This is a genomic window from Tenacibaculum sp. MAR_2009_124, assembly GCF_900105455.1.
Taxonomy (GTDB): domain Bacteria; phylum Bacteroidota; class Bacteroidia; order Flavobacteriales; family Flavobacteriaceae; genus Polaribacter.
Genome location: NZ_FNSF01000008.1, coordinates 599,488 through 612,582, shown reverse-complemented (window position 1 = coordinate 612,582; position 13,095 = coordinate 599,488). Strand labels below are relative to the sequence as shown.

Annotated in this window: 14 protein-coding genes; 4 read left to right on the top strand and 10 right to left on the bottom strand. The window is 30.5% G+C overall.

All coding sequences use genetic code 11. The features are described 5' to 3' along the window. Positions 1-26: 26 nt before the first annotated feature. Positions 27-842: a helix-turn-helix transcriptional regulator gene (locus tag BLW23_RS22815; RefSeq protein WP_093674301.1), complete on the bottom strand. Its 816-nt coding sequence runs from the start codon at positions 840-842 to the stop codon at positions 27-29. 151 nt (positions 843-993) lie between these two features. Beyond that, positions 994-2,079 (bottom strand): serine hydrolase domain-containing protein, encoded by a 1,086-nt coding sequence (locus BLW23_RS22810; protein WP_093674299.1) that lies wholly within the window; start codon positions 2,077-2,079, stop codon positions 994-996. Between the two features lie 405 nt (positions 2,080-2,484). On the opposite strand from BLW23_RS22810, the gene BLW23_RS23855 reads away from it, so the two are divergent. Genes BLW23_RS23855 through BLW23_RS22800 form a run of 3 tightly spaced genes read left to right on the top strand, consistent with a single transcriptional unit; the run spans position 2,485 to position 4,237 of the window. Continuing rightward, entirely contained in the window at positions 2,485-2,739 is a 255-nt protein-coding gene (locus tag BLW23_RS23855) for a tyrosine-type recombinase/integrase (RefSeq protein WP_255362708.1), read from the top strand. Between the two features lie 32 nt (positions 2,740-2,771). Continuing rightward, the gene (locus BLW23_RS23850; protein ID WP_410529751.1) at positions 2,772-3,089 is read left to right on the top strand and encodes a tyrosine-type recombinase/integrase; all 318 of its coding nucleotides are present in this window, start codon (positions 2,772-2,774) and stop codon (positions 3,087-3,089) included. Next, positions 3,089-4,237 carry an IS91 family transposase gene (locus BLW23_RS22800; RefSeq protein WP_093674297.1) on the top strand — a complete coding sequence of 383 codons (1,149 nt, stop codon included), beginning with the start codon at positions 3,089-3,091 and terminating at the stop codon, positions 4,235-4,237. Before BLW23_RS23850 ends, BLW23_RS22800 begins: the two co-directional genes overlap by 1 nt. 270 nt (positions 4,238-4,507) lie before the next feature. On the opposite strand, the gene BLW23_RS23460 is transcribed toward BLW23_RS22800, so the two are convergent. The 6 genes from BLW23_RS23460 to BLW23_RS22775 all read right to left on the bottom strand — a co-directional run bounded on the left by BLW23_RS23460 (position 4,508) and on the right by BLW23_RS22775 (position 7,973). Continuing rightward, positions 4,508-4,663: a hypothetical protein gene (locus BLW23_RS23460; RefSeq protein WP_176829914.1), complete on the bottom strand. Its 156-nt coding sequence runs from the start codon at positions 4,661-4,663 to the stop codon at positions 4,508-4,510. An 18-nt stretch (positions 4,664-4,681) separates the two neighbouring features. Beyond that, positions 4,682-5,137 carry an SMI1/KNR4 family protein gene (locus tag BLW23_RS22795; RefSeq protein WP_093674295.1) on the bottom strand — a complete coding sequence of 152 codons (456 nt, stop codon included), beginning with the start codon at positions 5,135-5,137 and terminating at the stop codon, positions 4,682-4,684. A gap of 50 nt (positions 5,138-5,187) precedes the next feature. Continuing rightward, entirely contained in the window at positions 5,188-5,811 is a 624-nt protein-coding gene (locus BLW23_RS22790) for a hypothetical protein (protein ID WP_093674293.1), read from the bottom strand. Positions 5,812-5,959: 148 nt separating this feature from the next. Beyond that, entirely contained in the window at positions 5,960-6,280 is a 321-nt protein-coding gene (locus tag BLW23_RS22785; RefSeq protein ID WP_093674291.1) for a hypothetical protein, read from the bottom strand. An 8-nt stretch (positions 6,281-6,288) separates the two neighbouring features. Further along, a complete protein-coding gene (locus BLW23_RS22780) occupies positions 6,289-6,645 on the bottom strand; it encodes a hypothetical protein (RefSeq protein WP_093674289.1) in 357 nt (118 codons plus the stop codon). Positions 6,646-6,803: 158 nt separating this feature from the next. Then, the gene (locus BLW23_RS22775; protein WP_093674287.1) at positions 6,804-7,973 is read right to left on the bottom strand and encodes a hypothetical protein; all 1,170 of its coding nucleotides are present in this window, start codon (positions 7,971-7,973) and stop codon (positions 6,804-6,806) included. Between the two features lie 465 nt (positions 7,974-8,438). On the opposite strand from BLW23_RS22775, the gene BLW23_RS22770 reads away from it, so the two are divergent. Then, positions 8,439-9,056, top strand: a complete 618-nt coding sequence (locus BLW23_RS22770) for a hypothetical protein (RefSeq protein ID WP_093674285.1) — start codon at positions 8,439-8,441, stop codon at positions 9,054-9,056. 742 nt (positions 9,057-9,798) lie between these two features. On the opposite strand, the gene BLW23_RS22765 is transcribed toward BLW23_RS22770, so the two are convergent. Beyond that, positions 9,799-10,308 carry a zincin-like metallopeptidase domain-containing protein gene (locus tag BLW23_RS22765; protein ID WP_093674283.1) on the bottom strand — a complete coding sequence of 170 codons (510 nt, stop codon included), beginning with the start codon at positions 10,306-10,308 and terminating at the stop codon, positions 9,799-9,801. Next, entirely contained in the window at positions 10,308-13,055 is a 2,748-nt protein-coding gene (locus BLW23_RS22760) for a zincin-like metallopeptidase domain-containing protein (protein ID WP_093674281.1), read from the bottom strand. Before BLW23_RS22760 ends, BLW23_RS22765 begins: the two co-directional genes overlap by 1 nt. Between the last annotated feature and the right edge of the window lie 40 nt (positions 13,056-13,095).

The following is a 13,095-nucleotide window of genomic DNA, read 5'->3' as shown; positions in this document are numbered from 1 at the left end:
TGTAAAATTGTAAAAATGGGACAAGTCTAATCTTTGCTGTCAAAAATCAAAGACATCTTTAAGTCATCTCCATAAAATTCTTTAGGCGTAAGTCCTGTAAATTCTTTAAAGTCTTTTATGAAATGGGCTTGGTCAAAGTATTCGTTTTCGTAAGCTAAGTCGGTTAAACTTTTAACCTCTTGTGTTAATAATGTTTTTAATGTATTTTGAATTCTTATAGTTTTTGAAAGTTGTTTAGGGCTTAAACCTATTATTGATGAGAATTTACGAGTTAATTGTCTACGATTAATATTATTTTGCTCTGATAGTTCATTTACTGAGAATTGCCCATTTGCTGTTAAAATTGTTTCAACTGTCGATTTTACTATTTCGTCGATGGTTTTAGTATTAGCCAATTTTTTAAATAGAAAACCTTCAATAAGGGATATTCTTTCAGAAGTTGAATTTGCATTTAGGATTTTCTGGCCTATTTCTACTCCTTCTTTTCCAAATAATTTTTCGAATGAAATTACTTTGTTTTCCATTTCCTTTATTGGAATGGTTGCAAATGGTAAATAACCATTAGGATGAAAGCAAGCAAAGAAAGTTGCAGTTTTTCCTGTTGGTTCCACCAAATATGGTTTGGTCAATTGACCAACCACTAAACACCTTGGTACAAATTCACTTTCACCTTTGTCATTATAGTTTTTGTATTTATCTCCATAATGAAAAATCATTTTAATACAGCCATCTGGTACGATGGTATTTATTTTTGGTGTTTTTTCTTTAGGGATTTCTAATGTCCAATAACATTTAACCCATTCTTTTAAATCCTCTTGTGGTTCAAATATTTTGTGGTTCATTTTGAAATCTTCTTTGTTTTAATGGTTTGTATAAGATTAGTTGCGTGTTTTAAGTATTCAAGTTAGCAAATAAATCATAAATAGGAAGTCAGTGAAGACTTTTGCAAGTGAGTTTGGGCTAGTAATTAATTTTATACGGTATTAGTAAATATTATTTTATGCTTTTCCAGATTAACTTAAATTTTTCCACATTTTTTTCAGTTAAATCTTCGTTGGCCATAAATATTTTTCCTGTTTTAGTTTTTGGGTCAAATAGCATAATCGTTGACACTCCTAGATCAGAACCTGTATGTCCAATATTTCCAGATTTAAAATGTGCCATAAATATTCCAGTATTTGGTTCTTTTTTATTTATATTTTTTATTTGGATTTTATCCGTGAAACTTGGTTTAAAGAGTTCTTCCCAAGATTTTTTAGAAAGTAATTTGGATTTTTTGTTAAATCCTTTTATTAATTCTTTTAGGTAAATTGAAAGGTCACTTATTGTTGTCTTTAGACTTCCATCAGGATATATAGCGCAAGAATATGGCTCTAATGCTTTGTCTTGTTCATTATACAAAATAGCGTGGTTTTCTTTTTCTATATCTTTATAAAACCAGCCTGTATTATGCATTTTCAATGGTTTAAAAATGTTTTCTTCTGTGAATAAATCAAATGGTTTTCCACTAACTTTTTCAATGATATATGCTGCAAGACCTGATGCTATATTTGAATATTCGTACTTTCTACCAGCGCTCGATTTGTTAAAATTCTTTTTGGAATATTTACTGCCTCCTTTTATAAGATATTCTTTGAGATAAACACCAAGTTCCATATTTGGTTCTAGTCCGATAGAATACGAGGATTCATATGATTTTTCGTTATCAACTATTCCAGATGTATGTGTTGCTAAATGGCGCAATGTTATTTTATTTTCTTTTTTTGAATGAGGATTTACAAATTCGAAGTCCAAATACTTACGTATGTCTTCGTCTAAATCAAGTAAGCCTTTTTCTTTAGCAATCATTATAGAAAGTCCGATAACGGTTTTACTGACAGAACCTATTGGCTGTATTGTTGAGCTATTATATTTTAACGATTTCTCTTTATTTGAATAGCCAATATAATTTGTCTCAATTATACTATCTTTTTTAATTAATGCGGTTGCATAACCTACAAAGTCTGTATCTTGACTGTAAGATTTAAATAATGTAATTCCAATAAAACTGAATGTTAATAAAAAGGAGCGATGTTTCATTTTTAATATTTGCTATATATAGTGTTGAACTAATCCTCGTTACCTCGGAAGCTTTTTTTGAATTGTTTTAAAAATAGTTAAATTTATGATTCAAAATTAAATAAGATGTATAAAAAAAAGTAAAACAATTTTAGAAACCGCTTTAGAGCAGGTTCCTGATTTTTCTATTGTCGTTAAAAAATTAGCCGAAAGCTTTTCAATTAACGGTAAATCATCAAGTACATTAAATAACTATCTACGCTGTTTAGCCCACATAACCTTACATTTTAAGGTTAGCCCAGAAACTTTAGATAATGAACAAATCAATGATTATCTTTTTCATTGTCAAAATCTTCACAAACCCCCTCTGAAAGTTTTTTTAAGCATACCGTTTTCGGACTCCGTGCTATTTATAAGGTACTGGGAATGGAGCAAAAGCGCATAGCGCTTCCTCAAATAAAAAAGCAAAAAGATTTACCTATTGTACTTAACAAACAAGAAGTTCGAGAATTATTAAAAGCACCTAAGTATCTTAAACATCGCCTTATTTTAGGTATGTTGTACGGTTGTGGTTTACGGAGTTATGAGCTATGTGGGTTGCTTCAATCTGATGTTGATTTTAATCGGAAAACTGTATTTATTAGAAAAAAAAAGGTAAGACAGATCGTTATGTTCCTTTAAGTACTCTTTTAATAAGAGGTTTAAGATGTTATTTGAAAACAGAAAACCCTGTAAAATATCTATTTAACAGTCAGGTTACTAAAGACGGAGCTGCTCAGCCAATAACAGTCAGAGCCATTCAATGGATACTCAAAGAGAATCGGGCTAAAGTGAATACAAAAAAGAAATTTACAGCACATACACTACGTCATTCTTATGCAACACACTTACTAGAAGATGGTGTTAATATTATTAGCTTAAAAGAACTTCTAGGGCATGCTCATATAGAAACCACCATGATCTATTTACATGTCGCCAACTCAGGGAGTTCAAAAAAGTACAGTCCACTAGATACCTTATACACAGAGTAATGCTAGCAAAACATACGTTAGCAGGAGTGTTGAATTTAGAAGAAAATCATTTAAAAGAACTATCTAGAAGTAGTTGGCATGAAAGAGCGCTGCATGCGATAAGAAAATGCCGTACCAAAGCGCTAGGAGGACATTTAGATTGGTGTAAATCATGTGATAAACTGCATCTACAATTCAATTCTTGTCGCAATAGACATTGCCCTACTTGTCAAGGTCATAAACAACAGCAATGGATTGAAGGTAGATCTAGAGAGTTATTGCCAATTCCTTATTTTCATGTCGTTTTTACCTTGCCCGATAATTTAAACTCAGTGGCACTTCAATATCCGAAAGAGCTATATAAAATACTGTTTGATAGTGCTTGGAAAACCTTGGTTGCTTTTGGAAATAATCCCAAGGATCTAGGCGCTAAAATTGGAATGATTGCTGTGTTACATACTTGGGGACAAAATTTAAGCTTACATCCTCATTTACATTGTATTGTTCCTAAAGGAGGAATAACAAAGGCAGGGTATTGGAAAAAAGGGAAAAACAAGGATGATTTCTTATTCAGTATAAAGGCTTTAAGTGTAAAGTTCAGAGGTGTTTTTGTTGCTGAATTAAGAAAAACAATTCCAAACTTACCACAATCACTCTATGACAAATTATTTAAACACAAATGGGTTATCTATGCAAAACCTCCTTTTGGTAACCCAAAAAACGTGCTAGAATATCTAGGAAGATACACACATAAGATAGCTATTAGTAATCATCGAATACAGGCTATTGATAAACAAAAAGGCACCGTTACTTTTCGTGTTAAGAACTACAAGAAAGGTGGTCAAGTAAGTAATTTAACTTTAAAAACCAAAGAGTTTATACGTCGTTTTCAACAACATATTTTACCTAAAGGATTTACTAGAATTAGACATTATGGTATTTTAAGTAGCAGTTGGAAAAAAGAAAAATTACCTCGTTTACAAATGCTATTAGCAGATAAAGAGAAAGACTGTATTGATGTTATTATTACGAAAGAGAAAAGTGTACATCGTTGTTGCCCGATTTGTAAAAAGCCAGGTCTAGTCACATTAATAATTTTTGATAGTAGAGGGCCTCCTAAAAAATATAAAGAACTGGTTATTAGTAAAATTAAAAAACACATATTATAAAATTATCTTCAAAAAAGAGGACTGGACCACTAATGCTTAGATCTGAGATTTTTACCTAAAAAAGCGATTACAAAAAGAATAATAAGTGCTGAAAATAAAAACCAAGGCTATGAAATCCGAAAACCAAGAGAATAATCGCTGAAAAACCACTAAACAAATTACTAAAATTAAACTGAATTGATCGTTTTCCCCCTTATGGAATACGGATCAGTCAACAAGGCATATAGCGTTAGCCTATCGGCACGCCATATGCTTAGTTATTGTACACAGTTATTTTATTTTCGTTATTGATTTCAAGGTATATTTATCATATGCCATCACATCAAATACTTTTGATTCACCGCTATCAAGCCACTTTTTATAAATTAAATTTCCGTTGAGATATACATAAAGTTCATTATCAGTTGTTTTTTCTTTAAATACCATTTTTAGAACAAGAGTTTATTAATATTCATTTTCCATAGTTTTGTCAATCCAATCGATGAAATTTTTCCAATTATAATTAGGACTTGATTCAATATCATTCGAGTTATGGTCAAAAATCACAACAGGAAATTCAGATTCAGAACTACGATTGTCAAAACACCAATAATCTCCATTGTCATATCTAAATGGTGTTAGGTAATTAGGGAATTCTAATTCAGAGTAACCTTTAAGGGTTTCCTCCAAGTTCATATTTGGCCCAAGTTCTTTATTCGCCCAACCAAAACCATCAAATGAAAAATCTCCAATAGGAACATCAAGACAGTATTTCAATTGATAATCAATAAACGATTTTGGAAATTTGCAATTGTATTTTTTAATCAAATCATTTAAATCCGATTCATTTGGTTTGGGTAAATGCGCTGGAAATGCAGGTTCTCGGTCAGAATATTTTTCTTTTATATCTTCAAATGTCATTTTTGGTAAATTGTGTACAACGATTTGGTTAAGCTGCGTTTTAATGCAGTTTAGGTGTTGTTAACTTTAGTACTTTGTTCAAAAGTATTGAACTCCGTTTTAATATCAAGTATAAAACTTATTTTATCACATATTATCTTGCTAGTTCTCGTTAATTCATATGTTATCTCATTTTCAGATTTTTTAGTAACATCTATTGGATTTACAACAAACATTTCATGTTTATTACCATATATATCTTTACAATAAGCTACACACATATACCTGTATACGTTTTTATGACCATTGCCTCCTGCTACATGTTCCTTTCTATAATCAACTATAAACAATTCTATCTCGTTAATTTTTAAAGTCTTAGACCTGAAACAATTTATTCTTATAATGAAGAGGTCTTGAGGTCTGATATATTCTATGATTTTATTGGTTGGTTTTATATAAATACTAAGGAGTTGAGAGATAAAAATAAAGAAAAGGAAAGTAAAAAAGGTGATTAAAATTAAATCTCCAAAATCTCCAAAATTATACATCTCAAAATAAATAAAAACCCCAAGTACAAGAATAATTTTTATAGTTAAATGGAAAGTGTGAAAATAATCTGACTTACCTCTCTGATATGAGAGTGAAAAAGTTGAAAAGTTATTTTTCCATAAGAACTTACCAATTCTTTCAGCCATTTTTTTGTTATTAAAGTTAATCGGTCTAGGCTATGAGTAGTTGCGTGTTTTAAGCAACTAATTTATTAGATTAATCACGAACGGCGAAATTCCGAAGGAATTTCCCAAGTGAGCCAAAACTAGCAATTAATTTTATACGGTGCTAGCTTTAGTTTTTTATATGAAACCTTGTAGTTAAATCCTTTTTTACTAAATCATTATCAATCAGGTAATCATATAGTTCTTTTAGATAATTCTTTATAAATTCATAATATTCAGTATCCTTTTCGATTATTTTACTTTCTTCTAAGAATTCGTAAGACCTTTTAACAAACATATACGTAGAGTCATAATTATTACCCATAAATAGTACAATCGAATGATTAATATATGTAACGAATCTGTATTCAGGAACGTTTCTTTGAAAATACCTTTTAGGAACTCTGTTATTAATTTCTTTAATCCAATAATCCATTTTAAATTCTATCATATTCCGCTTTATTTAGTCAATTTATTATAATATGGCATTATCGATTCCTCTAATTTTTTCCGTTGCGATTTTGTTAAAGAATGTCCTTTCGGTGGATATGTTTTGGTTTGTCTAATAGCCAATTCGATTAGTAATTCTTTTATTATTTCGTTTCGGTCAATTCCGCGTGATAATATTTTGAATGTTGTGTTATTCTGAATTACTGGTCTGTCCCAGTTCGAATTCTGAAAGAGTTGAGACGAAATAGAAAAAATGTGAGCAACTCCAATCCAATCATCAGGAATAACTTCGATAATCGCTTTCACATCCTTTTTCGAGATGGAATGATTTGGTTGACTATTTATTTTTTCGGTTACGATTTTCATTTTTCGGAACAATTAAAGCTAACGGTCTTGTATATGAAAAGTAGCAGAATAAAATGCTGTACTTTTGAAAGTAAATACAAAAATAGCAGAAAAGAACGAACTTTAATTTTGGCTCTAAACTGCTATTTTTTTATATACCGTGTTATAAGTCGTTACGCTTAGTTTTTATCTTTTAATAATTTCTCCAATAAATTTTTAATTTCAGAGTTTTGCTTTCTTAATTCTTCAATCTCATTTTGTTGTTTATCAAACTTCTTTTTTTGACTTTTCATTTTTTTTTCCTGCTCAATGGTATACAAAGTCAATTCTTCGATTTTTTGTAACAATTTAGCATCCATTTTGCCTAAATAAAATCCATATTTCTCTACTTCTTCAGCGCTAGGAATATCTTTTAAATGTCCTTTTTCTTTAATATGATTTTCTACTTCTATTAAGGTTGGTAAATTATAATCATTTTCAAAAACAAAATCTGGCCAATTAGGGTAAATTGCAACCTTTACTTCGTTTGCTGCTATTTTTCCATTTACTCCGAGTTCAAATCCTTTAGTATCATTTGTTCTAATTCCTACATTTCCTGTTAATCGAGAAACAGAAAGAGCAACTTGGTCTGGTTTACCAATAAGACCAATACCATTTCCTTTATTAGTTCTCAATAAAGACCAATCTCCTACATCTCCGTCACGATACAGCATCAAATCCGTATTTCCATCATTAATTTTTATTTGTTTAGAAGAAATTGAACTACTTGTATTTAAACCTCCTGTAACTTTGATATTTCCTATTGTATTCAATGCTCCTGTAACTTTAATATTTCCTACAACATCTAACTTAGCGTTTGGACTTATTGTACCAATTCCTATATTACCATCAGTATAAAATAGATCATTAATTTTCCTCTGCCATTGATACGAAGAACCAAAGATATTAGCAACGGCATCACCTTCTTCACTGACTAATTCTTCAATGAATGCCCTTACACTATAATTATTGGGATGATTAGTTTTTACCTTTATTATATTATCATTAATAGTTAATATGGGGTGGTTAGAATTGTTCCCTTTCAGGTTAACAGCTCTTATGTTCCATATGGAATTACTAGACCAAGCTAAATATTCTGCACCAGTATCTGTACCCGTACCTCTCGTTACCAATCTAATTCTGTATACATTATTTATATTTAACGAGTTATCTGTTTCATCGGTTAATTCTTTTGATGAAGAGTTATTAACAATTAAATTTTTGGAATAACGTTTAAAGTTTGATTGGGAAATAGCATTAGTACAGTATACCATCATAGCAATGACAGCAATTTTCATTGTTGTTTTCATAATAATTTAAATTTATAATTGTTTTTAAGTTGTTTTCTTTTATGGCTTATAACTAGTTATATCTATACAAATATAGTAGTTATCTGGATTAAGTCTCCTGATAACAGAACCTTTTGGTTTTATCTATAATCATGGTGATTTAAGTTTTGAAGACTAAAAAAAGATGGTGCATAGCAATGCGTTAAAAATCAAAAAAAGCACCAACTAAACGTTGATGCTTTACCAAAAAGTGGTCCCACGAGGACTCGAACCTCGGACCACCTGATTATGAGTAATTTTATCTTATTTGGTTAGATGGCTGACTTGTAGCTTTTTAGATTTTAGTGATTTGGTTTATTTCGTAAAAATTTCATAAATAAACAGTTTCTTTTTGAATTACTAAGTGTTTCTTTATATTCGCACTTTTCAAAAAATCAGGCACGACTTTTGAAAAGAAAGAGAACATTAACCAAAATTATATAAACAATGAAAATCGTAAAACTATTATCAATTTTAACATTATTATTAATTGCTTTTTCTTGTTCTTCGAATGAAGATATAGAAAAAATAGAGCCTAAATTAAAAATAGAAACTTATTATAAAGGAGATCCTTTAAAAGATGTTTATTTATCCGTTTATAAGAGTCTCGAAGATTTAAAAAATGTAGAAAACAAAGTTTTTGAAGGAACTACGAATGCTTCTGGTATTATTCAGTTTGAAGGAGCTGAAGCTGACCAAGAATATTATATTGATGCCACAAAGATTGGTGAGTGTATTAATAATTATTTTGCTTTAACTGTGGGAAATACAATTAATACATATATCAAAATTTCTAATACAAATGATATTGATTTAAATACCCTTAGAATAGATGTTAGAAAAACTGCACAAATCAAATTAAAAAACAATACAGGAACTGCCGTAACACTTAGTTATCTTGGGAGTTATTTAGATTTGATACAACCCGAAGAAGAGTTCTTTTTTGAGTTTTTCCCGATAGAAGATAAGGTCTTAATTAAATTCAAAGACCTAGATACTGAGTATAATTTAGATCATATTGAGGTTGGAAATTGTATAAATTCAACTTTATACAATATCGAATAATATTTTTACTATATTTGACATTGTCCTTGAAGACGTTCTAGGACTTTTCTTTTTCATAGCAATTTTCCCGCTCAATCTTTTGAGTGGGTTTTTTATTAAGTATATTTAAAAAAGTGATGGTAAATGCTTTAATTTTTTTGATATAAAAAAATCCTTATATTCGGGTGATCTTGGATGCGTCCAAGGTTATTTTCATAGCAATGCCCACTCGTTCTTTGAGTGGGTTTTTTGTATAGTTATGAAAATTAATGTTATTCTTTAATCTCAATTAGTTTGGTGAATACCTCTTTTAGCGGTTGTTTGAGCCTTGTAATTACTTTATTGTATATACAATTTGTATATACGAATTGTATATATAAATAAAATTAATTATATTTGAACTGTTATAAAACAAAAAGGAAGCTCCTTTATTAGAACTTCCCTTTTAAATTAGATTAGTAAGGTTTGTATTATAATCTCTTTTAATACCGTAAGTATTATACTGATTAAAATATTACCAAAATACTTTTTTGATTTGAGTCGTTTTAAAAGCATGACTAGCTTTTGAAAAATTTTATACATATTATTGCTTTTTTATAAAGCACTAAAAATTAGAACTTATAAGAGAACAAACAATCCTTAAATATGAGTTCTAATTTTTTGTGCTTTATGTTTATTTATCTCAAAAATAGTATATCGCTATATAAAAAGCAAGCGTTTTGTTACGAAATATTCAATAGAAATGCCTTTTAAATAATTTTATTTAATTGAAGTAAATGAAATTATTTATTTCCGTATAGTTAACAATGTTTAGGACTCGTTCGTGAGCATTTTCAACACACTTTTTTAAGTCCGAAAAAGCATATTTCTTCCGATTTCTTGCTAATATCTTATACCAGGCATTGATATAATTTACATGATGAATTGCGTTTTTTGCGTATTGTTGCGTTTTTGCACACAAAATAATTGCGGTTAACTCGGCGGTGATTTCTTCCAAAACATAAGGATAACTTTTAAACGTTCCGGAAGAGTTTAAATTTAATCGTGAAGGATGAACCAGGGAATGTGCCAACTCATGAAATAATAATCGGTAGTAGTATGGCTTTTCGATTCCTTCAGGTAAATAAATGGTATCGGTTTGAACTTCGTATTTAGCAAATGCCCCAACTTGCAAAGCTGGAGCATTTGGAAAGTTCTCTAAAATACTATCTGGATGCAAAAAATTAGCTTTTTGCTGTATCTCAGGAATAAGTGTTTCTAATGATATCGACATTACATCACAATTTCGTGCGGAACTTCCTCGGTGGTTTCTTGTGGACTTTCCTCATTGTTCTTTATAAGCTTACCCGTATAGATTGAATACTTTAATTCGTCTAAAGATTGATTTTGATATCGGTTTTTATCTGCATACACAAAGTTTTGTTCGTAGTCCTTAAACTTCTCAGTAAACAATACAATATCGGCATCAAATTGTGATTTTGTACCACCTCTCATTTTTCCGTCTGCTGTTTGTTGGAAGATAACCAGGAACAATTTGCCGTCGTATTTTTTACGTAAATCCTTATCCACTTCAAAACCTTTGCTTAGTTCTTGGATTTTAGCAAAGGAATCAATGATAATAATATCATTTTCTCTAATAAGCTTATCTAAATCCTGTTGTGTATTGATCTCTGGATTGTCAATGTTATTTAAGGCTGTATCATTAACATACTTATCTACTTTATCCCAATACAAAGTACTTTCAGGGTGTTCCTCAATACTCGCGTGTCCTACCTTGTAATTTTGTGCAAATTCATTCATAAAACGAAAAGCGCAGCGTGTTTTCCCTGAACCTTGGCCACCCGTTAAGGTAATTACTAAACTTTCTTTTTTCTTTTTTTCCAGCTTGCCTAAAAACGTGGCTATTTCCGCATCTGTGATTGTGTAATATTCCTGGACCCGATTAGCTCGTTGTTGCCTTCTTTCTGCTAGTGATGATCTTTCTGCATTTCTTACTTCAGGTACTTTTACCTCTTTTTGGGTAGGCTTGTTTTCGGTTACTGGAGTAGTAACGGTTTTGTTTTCGCTTGGTTCTGGTGTATGATACTCAACTTCTATTTGAGGTGTTATTTGCACAGCTTCAAAGTTTGAATTATTGGGAATTGCTCCATTTAATGCGAGTTGTAGTTGTTCGGGTTTCTTTTCCTTTATTGGTTTGCTTTTAGGTTTTTCGGTTTTAGTGATTTCTTTACATCTGCAAGGCTTTTCTTCTTTTTCACTTTTCAATATTGATTGTAAAAATTTAGGCTCTCCGTTCTTGTCAGGTTGTAGAATAAACTCCGTAGCTTTTTGTGCCTTGGTAGCTGCTTTAAAAATAAATTTGTTGTCCTTTTTAAGGTGCTTTATAAGCACTTTATGCCATCCTTTGATATATGCAGCTCCGTTTCTTAAAGTATAGTGTAAAATACCACCATTTGCACATAAGAAACTAGCTCCAATTTCCGCAATGAGTTCCTCAAAAGAATAATCTTTGTCTCCAAACTTCTTTCCTTGCACTCTTTTTAGTCTATTTGCTGAACCTGTAGAATGAATGTACTCATGAAATAACGTAGTATAATAGGCTTGTACGTTTTTAAACAAGTTCATTTCAGGCATATTTACTAAATCATCAAAAGGGCGATAATATGCTCTATCGCTATTGCCAATAACTAACTTAGGTTTTGGATTGGGGTAATTTTCTATAATTGCTTCACAGGCTGCAATAGGTTCATTAGTTTTTTCAGGTGCTTTAATATGACCTACTCCTTTAAAATTTTCTAAATCAAAGTCGATACCTTCTACATCGGCAGCATTAAACACGTTGTAATATTTTAAAATAGGAACTTGACAATTAAAGATAAAACTGTCTATTTCTGAGTACTTTTTAAAAACGTTTATTTTGCTTTTATTCACTTTAGCCCAATTAGCAAATTTAGCCTTATCGTAAGTGGCAAATTTTAACTTTGGTTCGGCTTGCTCAAAACTGTAAAGGATAGTATAATAAGTAACCTGCTCTGCTTTTGCTCTTTTTCGAACACGACCTTTTAATTTTTCAATTTGCTTGAAGGTTAGGAAATAAGGGTTGTCTAATAACTTGCCTTGGTAAAAATTACCTAATACTATTTGATTAATGGATTGATACGGCTTTTTACTTACAAAATTATAGGCAAACTTATAACCGCTTGCTTGCCATGTTTTCTCCCATGTGTCCTCTTTGAAGTCTTCAATTTGTTTGATAATCTTATCGGTTACCATTTGATAAATTTGTTGAGGACTTACCGCCTTTCCTAAACCATTTTTTAACTCGCTATCATCTCCTTGAATATATTCTAAACCAGCTAGTACTTCTTTATCTACATTTTTTAAGTGATATGTTTGTAGCCAATTTTTAGCAATTTTTGTTCGCTCTTTATCATAAAGAGTATTCATGGCAATACCTTTGTTGTCAATATATTTTGCGAATCGCATTCCTTCTATTTCGCTCATTTCAACACCGTACTCTTTTACTTTTGTTGGTTTAATAGGTATTAAAACACTTTCAGGCATAAAAATGGTTTTCTTTTTACTTCTTATATATACAAAGTCATATAAGTAGGGTTCTTCTTCGAAATAGGTAGTGCCTTTTTTGGGTCTAGTTATTTTTGTTATTCTAACACTTCGATTTTTATATGTTGCTTTATCTCCTTTTTTAAATTTTGAACTTGGAGTCTTAATAACAGTTCCATTTTCAAACTTCCATCCTTTTTTTAGTCTTCCGCACGCTGTTAAGGCTTCTTTATAGTTTCCTTGGTGTCTTGGTGCATTTAAAGAGTTAGGTTCTCCATTATATTTTTTTATTTCGACCTCAAAAATTTGAGTTTTAGGATGGTTTAAAAGAATTTTTGAAAGTCTGTAAACAATTGAAAGGTTGTTTTCATTTTTAGCTTCAATTACCAAGTTTTCTAATACCGATCTGTTTATTTCTTTTCCGTTAAGGTTCTCAAACTTTTGTGTCGTTGTCATTTACTTCTTAGATGTTTTCTTTTGTGATTTTTTATAAACG